This is a genomic window from Winogradskyella bathintestinalis, assembly GCF_030407435.1.
In the GTDB taxonomy this organism is placed as follows: Bacteria; Bacteroidota; Bacteroidia; order Flavobacteriales; family Flavobacteriaceae; genus Winogradskyella; species Winogradskyella bathintestinalis.
Map to the genome: position 1 here is coordinate 305,526 of NZ_JASDDK010000002.1, position 16,877 is coordinate 322,402.

Genomic DNA, 16,877 nt, shown 5'->3' on the forward strand with positions numbered 1-16,877 from the left:
ATGAAAAAGAAAATTCTAAGTGTTTTTACAATAATTGTATGCACTTTTTCTAACGTTTCTTCCCAAGAAACTATTAAAGTGATGTTTTATAATTTATTGAATTATCCTTTAGATAATACAGTTCCTAATCGAATTACGGACTTGTCTTATATACTAAATGATTATCAACCCGATTTATTTTTAGTCTGCGAACTCAATAATATCACTGGAGCAATAGACATACTAAACACTACAAAATCGAGTATCAATTCTAATTATGAAATGGCTAGTTATGTTTCTAACACTTCTGATGATTATAGAGGTGATCAAAACGATTTTCAAAATCTACTCTATTTCAATAGCTCAAAGTTTTCGATTATAGACCAAATAATTGTACCCACTAATTTACGAGATTTTAACGTATATCGTGTGCAATTAAAAACTATAAATCGGGCTACAGACCCTATTGAAATTTATATTGTAATTGGACACTTAAAAGCTTCTAGCGGCGTTGTTAATGCTCAAAAGCGTTTCGAAATGATAGAAGAACTTGAAAACTTTTTAGATACATTACCAGCCAATACTAATGTATTATTAGGAGGCGATCTCAATATATATTCAGCCAATGAAGCGGCCTTTCAAAGTCTGTTGAGTCAAAATAATACCATTACTTTCGTCGATCCAGCTAATCGTGTTGGCGACTGGCATAATAATACCAATTTTGCTGATGTTTTTACACAATCTACGCGTTCAGGGACCAATTTGGGAGGTTCTTCTGGTGGTTTTGATGACCGTTTTGATTTTATTTTAACTTCAGAATCAATGACGACTACAGCAAATATCACCTACGTGCCTAATTCTTATCAAGTATACGGTAATAATGGATTAGCATCATGCTGGAATAAATCTATAAATTCTTCGTATTGTGAAACCACAGGGTCGCCATTTTCGTATGAATTAAGAAATGCATTATACAATTTTAGCGATCATCTACCCGTTACTATGTCGTTACAGACCGAAGCTACGTTTTTAAGTATTAAGGATGAAGAGTTATTATCCACCCTTCAACTGGAAGCTACAATTATAAATCAAAGCCTTGCCGTTAATCTTAATGACGCTAAATTTTACAATGCGCATTTAAACATTTATAATAATTTGGGACAGAAAATAAAAACTTTCGTAATGGACTCCACCCCGAATCAACATTTTGATGTTTCTGATTTGCAGAATGGTTTGTATTATTTAAAGACATCTTATACCCAAAGTAATCCTATAAAATTTATCATTTCTAATTGAATAAAAATCTCATAATAGCATTCTTTTTAATTGTAGTGTTTGGCTTTTCTTCTAAAGCTCAAAATGCTATGGATATAAGTGCCGAGGTAAATGTAGACACCAAAACTATAACTATTTCTCAAACCATTGTTTATAAAAATGAATCTAACGATGTGCTTAACGCCATTTATCTTAGTGATTGGAATCATAGTTACTCAAGCAAATCTACTCCATTAGCTAAACGCTTTGAGGAAGAGTTCAGCACTAAATTTCATTTAGCAAAAGATGAGCAACGTGGATCAACGGTTATAACGACTATTAAAAACGAGAATAATTCCTTGTTAGAATATAGTCGGTTAGAAAAACATCCAGATGTCATAAAAGTTAATTTAAAGACCCCTTTACAGCCAAGTCAAGCTTACCATATAAAACTCAGTTACCAACTTTTAATACCAGATGCTACTTTTACAGATTATGGTATCACAAAATCGAACGATTTCAATTTAAAATACTGGTATATTACGCCAGCTGTTTATAATGGAAATTGGCACTATTATAGCAATAAAAATTTAGATGATTTATTTATACCAAAATCGGATATCTCATTGCGAATTACACATCCAAGGAATTACAAAGTTACGTCTGAACTAGATTTTAACGCCGTAGATTTTGGCGAAGATCCTAATACCCAAACAACAATTCTTACTGGCCAAAATCGCATCGACACCTATTTATCGCTAAATAAATTTCCCCCTTACGGTTTTGTTCAAACCGATGACTTTACCATAATCTCTAATATTAGCGAAAAAGGTTTACAAAGCCCAGAAAAAGCAATCATCACAGATAGAGTAACGAAATATTTAACCGAACATTTGGGCGATTATCCACATCAGCAATTGTTAGTGTCTTCTATCGATTACGGTAAGAACCCCTTATATGGACTTAACCAATTACCCGCTTTTTTCAGGCCTTTTCCTAATGATTTTCAATATGAATTAAAATTAGTTAAAACGGCGGTAAAAAAATATATAGACAATGTACTTCTGCTCAACCCAAGAAAAGAACATTGGTTAAGTGAAGGGCTTCAAATATATTATTTAACCAAATATGTAGAAGAATACTATCCAGATATGAAACTATTAGGTACTTTGGCCGATATTTGGGGAATTAAATCGTTTCATGCTGCAAATTTAAATTTCAACTATCGGTATTATTTATATGCTATGGAAATAGCCAGAAAAAATAAAGATCAGCCGTTGACTATGTCTAAAGATTCTCTTACAAAATTTAATGCCAACATCGCTGGTAAGTTTAAAGCAGGTATTGGTCTTAATTATCTAGATGAATTTGCCAATGATATTAATTTATCTGAATTAATTACAGAATTTCTTAAAAAAAATCAATTAAAATCAATCAACACTAGTGATTTTGAGACGTTTGTAACCTCTAAAACAAATAAAGATATACGTTGGTTTTTCACGGATTATATAAATACTAGAAAAAAAATTGATTTCAAGATTTCAAACGTAAAAACGTCTCAAGACTCTATAATACTGACCATTAAGAACAAGCGAGATAATTCAATGCCAATATCTCTATTTAAATTAAAAAACGATTCAGTTATTGGTAAATTATGGGTTGAGAATATAAAAGAAACTAAAACAATCACCATCCCAAAAGACAGCACGGAAAAGTTAGCTTTAGATTTCAACAACATTATACCAGAATATAATCAACGTGATAATTACAAAGCAGTAGAAGGCTCATTTCTTAACAATAAACCGTTACAGTTTCGTTTATTTAAAGATGTTGAAGACGCTAACTATAATCAAGTATTTCTGATGCCGCTAGTTGAATTCAACAATATTTATGACGGTTTAACACTTGGAGCGAAATTCTATAATAAAACGATACTAAGAAAACGTTTAAATTATAAATTCTCACCTCAATATGCCACAAAGTCAAAATCCTTTACAGGTGGTTTGAGTGTTTATTATACGCACAATTTAGAAAATCAGAAACTATATGATATCACCTATGGCCTCTCTGCAGGATATCAAGCCTTTGCTGAAGATGCTTTTTTTACTCGGATACGTCCGTCTATAACTTTTAGCTTTAGAGATGATTCCGATTTCAGATCCAATAAAATAGATCAAATTAATGCCAGGTACGTAAGTATTAAAAGAGAACTCGGTGAAAATGCTACCGTTACTATTGATGAACCTGATTATGGTGTGTTTAACTTAAGATACATCCACTCTAACCCAGGCATTATTAACTATTCTACATTTAGAACTGACGTTCAAATTGCAGATAAATTCAGTAAACTATCTCTCAATTATGAATTTAGAAAACTGACTAAAAGTAATAGAAATATCAATTTTAGATTTTTTGCAGGTTACTTTTTAAAAAACAATTCGGATTTAGGATCTAATTATTTTAGTTTCGCCCTCGACAGACCAACAGATTACTTATTCGATTTCAACTATTTAGGAAGATCTGAAGCGTCAGGCATCTTTAGCCAGCAAATTATAATAGCTGAAGGAGGATTTAAGTCAAAATTAGAAACACCATTTGCCAACCAATGGATGACCACGGCTAATTTTAGTACGTCGATTTGGCGATACATCCAGGCTTATGGAGATGTTGGTTTGGTAAAAAACAAATATGATAGTGCCAAATTTGTTTACGATTCTGGTATTCGATTAACCTTGGTGGAAGATTATTTTGAGATATATTTCCCTGTTTATTCTAATCTTGGATGGGAAATCGCACAACAAAACTACGACCAACGGATCCGTTTTATGTTTACTGTAGATCCCCAAGTCCTTTTAGGACTATTTAGACGAAAGTGGTATTAATCTGTCGCCATATACTTTATCTGTAATCTTTAATCATTAACAGTTCTTTTAAAGTTAATAGCCCTTAATATATAAGCGTGCTAAGTTATATTAAGAATGTTTCGATCTAGACATCAACATTCAATTTATATAAAAGCACAACAATTTTTTCGAGGCTCATTAACAAATTCTTATTGAAAAGTTAATTTATTAATTTTATTTAGAGAATTCTTTGCTTTTTGATTCTTTTTGTGAGAATAATTCATTATTATAACGTTCTGTACTATTGTATAAAATTTTTAATTTTTGTACTTTCGCAAGACTAAATTAATTCGAATACAATTTAGTTCACACTTAAAACAGTTCTTAGATGAAGACTAATCCTAACACCAAAACAGAAATTACTTTTGATGATTTTAAAGCGGAAGTTTTAAATGATTATAAACTCGCAGTAACTAGTAGAGAATGTAGTTTGTTAGGGCGTCGAGAAGTTTTAACTGGTAAAGCCAAATTTGGTATTTTTGGTGATGGTAAAGAAATTCCACAAATTGCATGGGCTAAAGCCTTTGAAAATGGTGATTTTCGATCTGGCTACTATAGAGACCAAACGTTTATGATGGCCATTGGCGAATTAACTATAGAGCAGTTTTTTGCCGGCTTGTATGCCAATACAGATATAAAAGATGAACCTATGTCTGCTGGCCGCCAAATGGGAGGCCACTTTGCCACTCACAGCTTAGATGAAGATGGCCATTGGAAAAATTTAACGGAACAGAAAAATTCTAGTGCCGATATATCACCTACGGCAGGCCAAATGCCTCGACTTTTAGGTTTAGCACAAGCATCTAAAATCTATAGAAAAGTTAAGGGTATAGACACTACAAATTTTTCTAAGTCTGGAAATGAAATTGCTTGGGGAACTATTGGTAATGCTAGTACGAGTGAAGGTTTGTTTTTTGAAACCATAAATGCTGCTGGTGTGTTACAAGTTCCTATGATCGTTAGCATATGGGATGATAATTATGGTATTTCTGTACATGCAAGGCACCAAACTACGAAAGAAAATATATCTGAAATTTTGAAAGGGTTTCAACGCGATGAAGACGATAAAGGTTACGAGATTTTTAGAGTCGACGGTTGGAATTATCCTGAATTAATGGATACCTACCAAAGAGCTGCTAAAATTTCTAGAAAAGAACATGTTCCTGTAATGATCCATGTTCAAGAACTAACGCAACCTCAAGGCCATTCTACATCTGGATCTCACGAGCGTTACAAAAATCAAGAACGTTTAGCTTGGGAAGCTGAATACGATTGTAACGTACAAATGCGAAAATGGATTATTGAAAATAATATCGCAACTACTGAAGAATTAGTCTCGTTAGAACGTAGTATTAAAAAAGAAGTTAGAGCAGCTAAAAAAGCAGCCTGGACCGCTTTTATTAACCCTGTTTTAGCAGAACGTATTGAAGCTCTGAACATTTTAGAGCGTTTAGCTTCAACGAGCGCAAATGGTGTTTTTATCAAAAAATTAAAGAACGATTTAGAAGTTATGGATGAGCCATTGAGACGCGATTTATTATCCGCTACTCGCAAGGCATTACGCTACGTAGTTTCAGAATCTTCTTCTGAAAAATTGGCTCTTCAAAATTGGATTAATGATTACATCAGTAAAAATCAACCAAAATACAGTTCACACTTATATAGTGAATCATCACACAATGCCTTAAACCAATCTGAAATTTTACCAACTTACGATACTAAGGCACAAGATGTTGACGGACGTGTAGTTTTAAGAGACAATTTTGATGCTATATTTAATAATTATCCTGAAGCTTTAATTTTTGGTGAGGATGCTGGTTATATTGGTGACGTTAATCAAGGACTGGAAGGACTTCAAGAAAAATATGGTGAACTGAGGGTTTCTGACACTGGTATTAGAGAAGCTACTATAATAGGTCAAGGTATTGGTATGGCGATGCGCGGATTACGCCCTATAGCCGAAATTCAATATTTAGATTATATAATGTATGCGCTTCAAATTATGAGTGACGATTTAGCAACCGTTCATTATAGAACTAAAGGTCGCCAAAAAGCACCTTTAATTGTAAGGACTCGTGGTCATCGTTTAGAAGGCATTTGGCATTCTGGTTCACAATTAGGTGGAGTTCTCAATTTAATCAGAGGTATCCACGTCTTAGTTCCGAGAAATATGACCAAAGCCGCTGGTTTTTATAATACATTATTAGATAGTGACGAACCCGCTTTAGTTGTAGAATGTTTAAACGGTTATCGTCTAAAAGAAAAGTTACCTAACAATCTCGGTAAGTTTAAAACACCTCTAGGGGTCGTTGAAACCATTAGAGAGGGTGAGGATATTACGTTAGTGTCTTATGGTTCTACCCTACGCTTAGTGGAACAAGCAGCGAAAGAACTACAGGTAGTTGGTATAGATGCTGAAATTATTGATATTCAATCTTTATTACCGTTTGATTTAAATCACGATATCGTAAAGAGTATCTCAAAAACCAATAGAGTTATGGTTATTGACGAAGATGTAAAAGGTGGAGCCTCGGCATATATTTTAGATCAAATAATAAACGAACAAAATGCATTCCGATATTTAGACAGTCAACCAAAAACACTAGCTGCAAAAGCGCACAGACCAGCTTATGGCACTGATGGCGATTATTTCTCAAAACCATCCGTAGAAGATATATTTGAAGCGATTTATGACGTAATGCACGAGCTAAATCCAAATGATTATCCAAAATTGAGATAAACATCACTATTTATAATTTTTTGAAGCAGTTAATTAGTTATAGTTAACTGCTTTTATTTTTATCTTAGAAGTGATTTTAACCTCAACTGTGTAAAATTATAATATGAAAATTGAATCCATAGTCACTATAAAGAAAGAACTAAAGCACCTACCTCAAGAAGAGTTGCTAGAATTGTGTCTGCGTTTAGGAAAATTTAAAAAAGAAAACAAAGCACTACTCACCTATTTATTATTTGAATCTCATGACGAAGATGGATACATTACAAGTGTAAAATCAACTTTAGATGACTTGTTTGAAGGTATTAACTCAGACAGTTATTTCTATATGAAGAAAACCATTCGGAAGATTTTAAGACAGATTCGTATTTATAGTCGGTATTCCTTAAAGAAAACGACGGAAGTTGAACTCTTGCTCTATTTCTGTGAACGTTTGAATGAGTTGAAACCATCAATACATAGAAATACCACACTCAGCAATTTATACGAACGTCAGATGGCTTCTATTAAGAAAAAAATTAGTGTATTACATGAAGATTTGCAGTATGACTATAATTTACAATTAAAGCAATTGGAACGCTAAAACTATTTAAAGAAAATGCTAAGGCACAAATTTGAATTCTGAAAACGGTAACTATAGTTTGATATCAATTACCTAAAGATTTGCAACGTAGTATCGATTAGCCTAACGGAAATTCAATTAGTCATTCGAAATTTATATCATTTTTAAAACTTAACTTACGTTTAGAATTAGAAAGAAATAGCTACGGCTTAAAAATTATAACTACTGCTAAAAACTAATCAACAAATTATTGCTTACTTGCTTTTCGGCTACCTTCATACATTTCGTACTTCACCAATCTCGCTTCGAGCTTTGCGTTGAAGACTTTAATTTTTCGTGAGGGTCTAAGTCCAACAGATTTTAAAGCTTCAAGATTCGAAGTAATTAACCACGCATTCGTACCTGGATAACCATGCTTTAAAGTTGTACCAATGTTACCATAAAATTCATCAACATTCAAATTTTCTAATCGTTCACCATAGGGTGGATTAAATACCATATGTAATTTCTCATTGCCAGATTTTTGAGTTTTAAAGAAATCCTCATGTTGAATATGCACAAATTCATCTAAATGGGCATTCTTTATATTGTCCTTGGCTTTGGCTACGGCTGAAGGCGACTTATCATAACCTAATATTTTATGGTGAAAATCACGCGTTTTTTTCAAAAGCGATTCTTCAATTTTTTCAAATAAATCGACATCCCAATCTTCCCACCGTTCAAAAGCGAATTCCTTCCGCATTAAATTTGGCGGTATATTGCAGGCAATCATAGCCGCTTCTACCAACATCGTTCCACTACCACACATAGGATCCATAAAGTCCGTTTGCCCATCCCAGCCGCTCATAATAATTAGTCCGGCAGCTAAAACTTCGTTTATTGGTGCAATATTGGTAGCCGTTTTATAACCTCTTCTATGTAAGGATTCGCCTGAGGTATCTAGTGAAATCGTGCAACGCTGACGATCAATATGAACATTGATTTTTAAATCTGGAAAACGTAAATCTACATCGGGTCTCGTGCCATCTATATCTCTAAATCGATCTACAATAGCGTCTTTTGTTTTTAAAGCCGTGTATTGCGAATGTGTAAAAACACTATTATGAACCGTGGCATCAACAGCCAAAGAACCTGTAGACTTCAAGTAGTTTTCCCACTTTATATTTTTAACATGTTTATATAGATCCTCTTCCTTAACAACTCTAAAAGAATGAATAGGTTTTAGAATTTTAATTGCCGTTCTTAAACCGAGATTGGCCTTATACATAAATCCTTTATCCCCAACAAAACTTACATTACGCACTCCCTTTTCTACTTGCATAGCGCCAAGTTGGGTAAGCTCTTTTGCTAAAATATCTTCGAAGCCAAATAGTGTCTTGGCTAACATTTTGAAATTATTGTCCATACATTAGGTCTGTGAGATTACAAAAATACAGTATTTTTGCAGGACGCAATAAACAATTATATTATTTGAAAATTCCAACAATTACGTCATCGTTGCCTTGCGTACAATCCGTAGGGTTCACCTCAAGGTATGTAAAATGGAAAAAATCTGATTTATAAATAATTAAACTAAAAATCTCGCAAATTCGGGACTGCTTTCGTAGATAATGATATGAATAAATCCACAGAACAATGGTATGCCTCTTGGTTTGACACGCCTTACTACCATATTTTATACAAAGATAGAGACTATGATGAAGCCCAAGGGTTTATGGATAATCTCACCAAGTATCTTAATCTACCAGCGGGCGGAAAGATTTTAGATTTGGCTTGTGGCAAGGGCCGACATTCTGTATACCTCAACTCATTGGGATATAATGTTACTGGAGTTGATTTATCTGAGCAAAGTATTGAATACGCAAAGCAATTTGAAAATGAAACCTTGAAGTTCAATGTTCATGATATGAGTAAAACGTATCCCGATACTTTTGATGCCGTTTTTAATCTTTTTACAAGTTTTGGATATTTCGATGATGAAGATTGTAATCTTAAAACAATAAAATCCATCAAAGCTGAACTCAATGAATATGGGTTTGGAGTCATAGATTTTATGAATACCAACTATGTCGTCGAAAATTTAGTTGCCGAAGATATTAAAACGGTTGAGGGTATTGATTTCCATCAAAAGCGCTATGTAGAAGATGGTTATATTATAAAAGACATCAGTTTTGAGGCTGATGGAGAACAATTTGAATTTCAAGAACGCGTAAAGGCATTTAGCTTAGAAGATTTTGAGACCCTATTTGAAAAAGCAGGTGTTCATTTGTTGGATATTTTTGGCGATTTTAAATTGCGAAAATTTCATTCTAAAACATCAGAACGCTTAATTATGATTTTTAAGTAAAATGAATAGCTACCTATTACCTCTATTAGCCGTTATCATTGGAGTTGTCATTGCTCTACTAACCAAAAAGCAAAAGTCAATTTACACCAAATTGCTTTTGTCTTTTAGTGGTGCCTTTCTACTGGCACTGACACTTTTCGATTTATTACCAGAAGTCTATCACCATATCGATGCGAAGCTAACGGGCTTATATATTATGTGCGGTATTTTACTTCAAATAATATTAGAGTTTTTCTCAAAAGGAGCAGAACATGGTCATGTTCATATACACAAAGAAGATACTGAATTTCCTTGGTTGCTATTTATTAGTTTATGTATTCATAGCTTTTTAGAAGGTTTTCCTATCCACCAGCACAACGATATGGTTTATGGAGTGCTGATTCACAAAATCCCAATTGCCATATTAATCACTACTTTTTTATTACAGTCTAGTTACAGTAAATTACAAATCATTAGTTTTTTGGTGGTTTTTGCTGCAATGACACCACTAGGTACATTCATTTCGAACCATTCTAGTTTTATGACTAATTATGTCGATGTCATCAATGCTATAGTTATCGGTATCTTTTTTCATATTTCTACTACTATTTTGTTTGAAACTGGTGAGGGCCATAAATTTAATTTATCGAAATTAGTGGCGATTTGTTTGGGTATTTTGATTGCTTATTTTATTTAAAGAATTGAATTTTTATACCTCTTATTTCCATCAGTTTTAGGTACGAAGCAATCTGATGAGATTAAGAAAGCACATCAGATTTTCATGTCCTTCGACCATGCAATGAACTAAACAATCAATTTTATTACTAAATTTGAATTCAAAATCACTATACTTTGTTTTCAAAAGAAGAATCAAGACAATTAAGACAACAATTTTGGACGAGCTTCGGAAAGTCATTTCCTAGAAAATGGTTGTTATACGACACCAAAATAAAAGGAGTTGCTTTTAAATTCCATTTCGACACTAAAGAAGCGTTGATTGCATTAGACTTAGAAGATGATTTAGAAAACCGCATTAATTGTTGGGAAAAATTAGTGGCTCTAAAAAGCATATTAAAAAGTGAATTCTTGCCAGACGCCATTTATGAGGAAGAATACTTTTTAGATAATGGTAAAGAAATTTCACGTATCTACTTACCTCTAGGAAAAAAAGTATCTATCCATAATAAAAATACGTGGAGAGAAGTTATGAAATTCTTTAATAAAAACATGAGTTTATTTGAAGCCTTTTTTTATGAATATCAAGATTTAATAAAAAGTTAGGACAATCAAAACCCTAATACAATTAAGATCGTTTTTGATTGCGTAATTGCATTCGAGCTCATTGAACGAATTTACTAACTTTATACAGACCGCAAACCACAATGGAGAAAACTGTCCGCAGACTAAATGCTAGCCCATTGAATGGTTACCTATGACTTACATTTTAATAAAAAGTGTCCTAAACCATCAGGATTAAAAAAAATAACTTATTGTAATTTGTAATTCTCCAAATGACTAATTTTAATAATTATTCAAAAAAATCAATTACAGACAATAGATTTAGACATTACTTACGAAGTTCTCATAAAAAGAAAAATGTAAACATAAATTTTACTGATTTTAAATTTGTGGCATCTAATCTAGTTTTGATGTTTCATCCTTTTTATATAAGCTAGGTAAACTAATCTTAAACCGTACCGCTACCAGTCTCACTATTATTACCACCAAACCAGCAATAATAAATAAGTAGTTCTTTTCATCTAAAAATTGTAATAATAAGAAATAAGTTAACCCTCCTAAAATACAAGCCGTAGCATAAATTTCTTTTCTAAAAATTACTGGAATTTCATTACAAAGTATATCTCTTATAACCCCGCCAAAACAAGCGGTCATAGTTCCTAAAGCAATACAAATCAAAGGGTGCAAACCGGCTATAAGTCCGGTTTCTACGCCAACCACTGTATAAAGCGCAATACCGATAGTATCGAATAAAAATAACGATTTTCTAAGATAATTTATACGATTTTTCAAGATTACAGCAAAAGTAGCAGAACCAATAATGACATACACAAATGTCATATTTCTCATCCACGAAACGGGTTCAATACCAATCATAACGTCTCGTAAAGTTCCACCACCAACGGCAGTTACAAAAGCAATGATTAGTACACCGAAAGGGTCCATCCGTTTATTCATAGCCACGAGTGCACCAGAAATAGCGAATGCTATGGTTCCTAAAATATCTATAAATTGGAAAAACATAGTTTATTTGTTTCTTTTATTTCACCTGTATTGATCTTGAAATCATAGTCTAAAATATTTTGCATAACTCTCAGAAATTGGCTTTCTGTGATAGTCTAGTTGTATTGACTACAAATAAATGCTACAATCCTTAATTAAACAAAAATAGCTTCTACTTACATGTTCTGTGTATAATAATTATAATCTTTTAATATGGTATCGATAAACTGAACATCATATAAATTAGACTCAATTTGTAAGGTATCGCAAATTTTATTTTTTAAAATCGTTAAGGTTTTAAAATCATTGCTCTTTTTAGAAATTGTAAAAGCATCTTTTATAATCCTCACATCTTTGTCTGATAACTGAGTGACGTTACTAAAAACGGGGATATAATCGTCGTTGATATCGTCTAAGATAGTACTGGTAATTTTGTGATTTTTTTTCACACTTATAACTACCGTTCCTGCAGCGGCATCTCCAACACGCTGCTTTTTATCTGACAATAAAATACTAATAAGCCCTATAGATGGTGAAAAAATCCATAAATCAACAATTCTCAACATCCAACGTACAAAGAAATTATACCACTGTGTTGGCGAGCCGTCTACGCTAACAACTTTAATTTTTAAGATCATTTTTCCAATGGTCTGTCCTCCAAAAAGTATGTGACAAATCACAGAATAAAAAAGTGCAGGTAAGGTTAACAATCCTAAAAAACCACGTCTGGTCCAGCTATCGGCTTCAAAAATTTCAGAAACCGAAACCAAATTCTCAATAATGGTCATATAAGTTAATAATATAATCCCATCAATTAAAAAAGCCACCATGCGTTCACCTAAACCAATTAACTTATAATCTAAGTTGACATTTTGTGCCGTGTTAATTGCTAATTTGCTCATTGAAATGTATATTCGTTTCTAATTAAAAATGATTTATGCGCGAAGCGTCATTCGTGAAGCAAAATAAGGAAAAATGGATTGAATTTGAAAATGCATTAGAGAATAATGCTAAAATAAATCCTGATGACTTAGCTTCTTATTATATACAACTTACCAACGATTTATCTTATGCTCAAACGTATTATCCAGAGAGCAAAACTTTGTTGTATCTCAATTCTTTAGCTTCGCAAGCACATCAGAAAATTTATATCACCAAAAAAGAATCGAAAAATAAAATTGTTTCATTTTGGCGTGACGAATTTCCATTATTCTTTTATCAATATCATAAAACCTTACTTTACACCTTTCTAATTTTCATGGCGGCCGTAACTATTGGTGCAGTTTCAACTCTAAATGATGATTCTTTTATTCGCTTAATACTTGGCGATGGCTATGTAAATATGACTTTAGAAAACATTGAAAAAGGTGAACCCATGGCTGTTTATAAAAGCGGTAGTGAAATTGGCACCTTTTTAGGGATTACCATTAATAACATTAGAGTCGCTATCATCGCTTTTGCCTGTGGAGCAATTTTTAGCGTGGGAACGATTTACGTACTTTTTAGCAACGGCATTATGCTAGGCGCCTTTATTACATTTTTTTATAATCATGGAATTTTAGATAAAACATCGACAGTTTGGTTACATGGCACTATTGAAATTTCTGTAATTGTTATTGCAGGTTGTGCAGGATTAGTTATGGGTAATAGCTTTTTATTCCCCAAAACCTATTCGAGACGGGTTGCTTTTATGAAAGGTGCTAAAGATGGTTTAAAAATTGTAGTGAGCACAATACCTTTCTTTGTAATTGCTGGATTTATTGAAGGATTTATAACCCGATATGGCGAACAAATGCCTTGGTTCTTGGCTTATGGTATTATCTTTTTATCGTTATTTATAATTGTTTTCTATTATATCGTTTACCCTATTGCCTTAAACAAAGCACATAAAATAAAACCACAGGTCGCCACATCACAATTACAACCCAAATCCTTAATAGCGTGAACGAAAAGTATATTGAACTTAGAACAAGAAATACGTTTGGAGATATTATAAATACCTACTTTTTATTTCTGAAACATAATTTTAAAACCTACACCAATCTATATCTCCGGTACAACGCAATAAGTATTATACTGACTTTGATTTGCTCTTATCTATTGGTCACAGGTTTTATGGGGTTGGCGAGTCAAGATTTTAGATTTGGAATGGGTAACAATGTAGCAACCGAAAGCTACTTTATTGCTGGAGCTATTATTCTGTTTTTAATTCTTTTTGTGACGTCGTTAATTAACTTTAGTTTTTCTAGTGCTTACGTTGCTGATTATGTTAAATATGAAGGTGATATAGCATCAAAACGTATTTGGAAAAGTATTTTAGAGAACCTAAGTACCATCATCGTTTTTATTCTTATCGGAGCACTTCTTGTAGTAGCATATATGATTATCACCATGGTTTTAGCTTTTATTCCATTATTAGGTATGTTAGCGCAATATGGTTTAAATTTTACCTTGAGCGCCGTTTTCGGTTTAACATTTATGTCTATTTTCTCAACCCGTAAAAGCATCGGAGACGCACTTTCAGAAGGCTTTAGTTTTACAATGTCAAATTTTTGGCGTATTGTTTTATTCGGTTTGGTTATTGGTATTCTTAACTTTATGATATCCATGCTCATCATTTCAATTCCAAGTGTTATTATTGGAGTCTATGTCTATTTCTCAGTAGAGAGCAATGTAGATTTAGCCACAAGTACTTTCGCGACATTAGTATTTACCATTGGTTTTGCGGCATTCTTATTATCATTTATCTATACACAGGCCTTATCACAAATAGCCTACGGTATTTTATATTACAACCTAAATGAATTGAAATACAATGTATTCCTTCAAAAGAAAATCGACCAAATTGGTATAAATGAGTAACGCTCAACTCAAATATAGTCACACGTTTTTATGCACCGTTTTGAGTTCTGCTTTGTTAGAAGCGCAAGATGCTATAATTAAAAAAGACTCGTCTCAACTCGATGTAACCTATTTTAAAGACAACTTTAAAGAGCAGTATTCGGGCGACGATTTCAATTATTCTATAAATGACACAGGCGGTATTAATCTCATGCAACGTGTTCTCAGAAAATTTTTCAACTGGTTGGGAGATGTATTTGGGTTCGATATCGATTTTATCGACTATCAAACTTTGGAATACATTGTATATGGATTATTAGGTATTATTGTTTTATACCTGCTAATTAAATTTCTCTTAGATAATCCAATAAGATCTGTTTTCAAGACTGAAAATAAAATTATTGAAGGTTTCAGTTATGTGGAAGAAAATATTGAACAGATAGATTTCGATAAGTTAATTTCAAAAGCTTTAAAAGATGATAATTACAGACTCGCAACACGTTACCTTTATCTACAATCTTTAAAGTTCTTAGCAAAAAAACAAATTATAGATTGGCATTTCGAAAAGACCAATTCAGATTACCTCAATGAAATAAACGACAGCCAACTCAAAATCTTATTTAAACGTGTATCCTATATATACGATTATGTTTGGTACGGGGAATTTCCTATAGACAAAGCTAGTTTTAATAAAAACCAAGCCGATTTTAATCAATTAATAAAAACAACACAGCATGGATAAGCGTTCTAAAGTTGCGCTCTATATCATTGGAGCTGTAATCGTTTTTATGATGGTGGCCGAAGTGACTAAACCAAAAGCTTTGAACTGGCGAAATTCGTATTCTGCGGTAGATAAAATACCCTTGGGTTGTTATGTGCTTTTCAATGAGTTGAACACGTTTTCTGAAGATGAAATTCTAGTGTCTGAGAAATCGATTTACGAATACCTAAAGGACGAAACATTTTCAGAACCAAAATCCCTTGTCTTTATCAATGACCATATCAATTTCGGAAAAGAAGAATCCGAGGCTTTAATACAATTTGTTGAAGACGGCAATACCGTTTTTATCAGCAGCACTTATTTCTATGGTAATGTCATGGACACCCTGAATGTTAGTGTGCAACGCCAATACACCAATATTTATAGGAAAGAAGCCGACACAAAATTTACAAGTCCTAGCCTCAAAGCCAATAACAGAATTTATAAAGATGTTATAGAAAATAGTTTTTTTGAATCTGTTGACACTTTAAGAACTACCATTTTAGGAACGATTACCACCCAAAACGACGATGAGATAGATGAAACACATGCCAACTTTATTAAAATAGATATTGGCGAAAATAGTGGGCAATTTATTCTACATACCAACCCATTTGCTTTTACCAATTACCATCTTTTAGACGATAAAGAAGATTATGCAGCAACCGTTTTATCCTACATGCCAAAGCAACAGATTATTTGGGATAACAATTATAAAAGTGGCCGAAAAGTTATCACAAGTCCACTGCGATTTATTTTATCAAACTCTGCTCTTAAATGGGCGTTTTACATTAGTATGTTCGGGCTTATACTCTTTGTTATTTTTAGAGGAAAACGCACACAACGTATAATTCCCGTGATTAATAAACTCGAAAATGCTACCGTGGATTTCACAAAAACGATTGGCGAATTGTATTACCAACATGGCGATTTTTCTAATATAATTGAAAAGAAAATTCAATACTTTTTAGAGTTTGTAAGAACGCAATATTATTTAGAAACCAATCAATTTAATGTTAGTTTTATAAATAAACTAGCCGCAAAATCTAACCATACCAACGAAGAAACAAAAGCCTTAGTAGATTACATTCTCTTTTTAAAGTCGAAAACGGATCATACAGAGCGAGAGCTGATAGAATTGAATAAAAAAATAGAACATTTTAAACGAACATAAGTTATTATGGAAGACCAAAATAAACCATCATCAGAACGTGTTGACGCTACAAATTCAACTGAAGAAAATAGCGCTAATAAAGCAAATCCAGTTAACGAAA

General features: G+C 32.8%; 14 protein-coding genes. 11 read left to right on the top strand and 3 right to left on the bottom strand.

Translation table 11 applies throughout. The features are described 5' to 3' along the window. The 4 genes from QMA06_RS06260 (at nucleotide 1) to QMA06_RS06275 (ending at nucleotide 7,456) form a co-directional block, all read left to right on the top strand. A complete protein-coding gene (locus QMA06_RS06260) occupies nucleotides 1-1,275 on the top strand; it encodes an endonuclease/exonuclease/phosphatase family protein (protein WP_290206011.1) in 1,275 nt (424 codons plus the stop codon). Continuing rightward, a complete protein-coding gene (locus QMA06_RS06265) occupies nucleotides 1,272-4,115 on the top strand; it encodes a gluzincin family metallopeptidase (RefSeq protein WP_290206012.1) in 2,844 nt (947 codons plus the stop codon). Before QMA06_RS06260 ends, QMA06_RS06265 begins: the two co-directional genes overlap by 4 nt. A 349-nt stretch (nucleotides 4,116-4,464) precedes the next feature. Next, nucleotides 4,465-6,876 (top strand): alpha-ketoacid dehydrogenase subunit alpha/beta, encoded by a 2,412-nt coding sequence (locus QMA06_RS06270; protein ID WP_290206013.1) that lies wholly within the window; start codon nucleotides 4,465-4,467, stop codon nucleotides 6,874-6,876. Nucleotides 6,877-6,979: 103 nt separating this feature from the next. Further along, a complete protein-coding gene (locus tag QMA06_RS06275; RefSeq protein ID WP_290206014.1) occupies nucleotides 6,980-7,456 on the top strand; it encodes a hypothetical protein in 477 nt (158 codons plus the stop codon). Between the two features lie 226 nt (nucleotides 7,457-7,682). Here QMA06_RS06275 and QMA06_RS06280 read toward each other — a convergent pair whose 3' ends face one another. Then, on the bottom strand, nucleotides 7,683-8,840 hold the full coding sequence (locus QMA06_RS06280; protein WP_290206015.1) for a THUMP domain-containing class I SAM-dependent RNA methyltransferase: 1,158 nt from the start codon (nucleotides 8,838-8,840) through the stop codon (nucleotides 7,683-7,685). A gap of 210 nt (nucleotides 8,841-9,050) precedes the next feature. On the opposite strand from QMA06_RS06280, the gene QMA06_RS06285 reads away from it, so the two are divergent. From QMA06_RS06285 to QMA06_RS06295, 3 genes are all read left to right on the top strand, one after another. Next, nucleotides 9,051-9,782 carry a class I SAM-dependent methyltransferase gene (locus tag QMA06_RS06285; RefSeq protein ID WP_290206016.1) on the top strand — a complete coding sequence of 244 codons (732 nt, stop codon included), beginning with the start codon at nucleotides 9,051-9,053 and terminating at the stop codon, nucleotides 9,780-9,782. Between the two features lies 1 nt (nucleotide 9,783). Further along, nucleotides 9,784-10,458 carry a ZIP family metal transporter gene (locus QMA06_RS06290; RefSeq protein WP_290206017.1) on the top strand — a complete coding sequence of 225 codons (675 nt, stop codon included), beginning with the start codon at nucleotides 9,784-9,786 and terminating at the stop codon, nucleotides 10,456-10,458. A 155-nt stretch (nucleotides 10,459-10,613) separates the two neighbouring features. Beyond that, the gene (locus tag QMA06_RS06295; RefSeq protein ID WP_290206018.1) at nucleotides 10,614-11,042 is read left to right on the top strand and encodes a DUF4268 domain-containing protein; all 429 of its coding nucleotides are present in this window, start codon (nucleotides 10,614-10,616) and stop codon (nucleotides 11,040-11,042) included. Between the two features lie 354 nt (nucleotides 11,043-11,396). Here QMA06_RS06295 and QMA06_RS06300 read toward each other — a convergent pair whose 3' ends face one another. Both QMA06_RS06300 and QMA06_RS06305 read right to left on the bottom strand, forming a co-directional pair. Beyond that, entirely contained in the window at nucleotides 11,397-12,023 is a 627-nt protein-coding gene (locus tag QMA06_RS06300) for a trimeric intracellular cation channel family protein (RefSeq protein WP_290206019.1), read from the bottom strand. Between the two features lie 155 nt (nucleotides 12,024-12,178). Next, a complete protein-coding gene (locus QMA06_RS06305) occupies nucleotides 12,179-12,904 on the bottom strand; it encodes an RDD family protein (protein WP_290206020.1) in 726 nt (241 codons plus the stop codon). 35 nt (nucleotides 12,905-12,939) lie between these two features. On the opposite strand from QMA06_RS06305, the gene QMA06_RS06310 reads away from it, so the two are divergent. From QMA06_RS06310 to QMA06_RS06325, 4 genes are read left to right on the top strand one after another with little or no spacing between them, the layout of a single operon-like run. Next, nucleotides 12,940-13,947, top strand: coding sequence for a stage II sporulation protein M (locus tag QMA06_RS06310; protein WP_290206021.1), 1,008 nt, complete (start codon nucleotides 12,940-12,942; stop codon nucleotides 13,945-13,947). Next, complete coding sequence (locus QMA06_RS06315; protein ID WP_290206022.1) at nucleotides 13,944-14,864, top strand: hypothetical protein; 921 nt, start codon at nucleotides 13,944-13,946, stop codon at nucleotides 14,862-14,864. The genes QMA06_RS06310 and QMA06_RS06315 overlap by 4 nt, the downstream gene beginning before the upstream one ends. After that, complete coding sequence (locus QMA06_RS06320) at nucleotides 14,857-15,585, top strand: hypothetical protein (protein WP_290206023.1); 729 nt, start codon at nucleotides 14,857-14,859, stop codon at nucleotides 15,583-15,585. Before QMA06_RS06315 ends, QMA06_RS06320 begins: the two co-directional genes overlap by 8 nt. Continuing rightward, nucleotides 15,578-16,777, top strand: a complete 1,200-nt coding sequence (locus tag QMA06_RS06325) for a DUF4350 domain-containing protein (protein WP_290206024.1) — start codon at nucleotides 15,578-15,580, stop codon at nucleotides 16,775-16,777. Before QMA06_RS06320 ends, QMA06_RS06325 begins: the two co-directional genes overlap by 8 nt. Nucleotides 16,778-16,877: the final 100 nt, after the last annotated feature.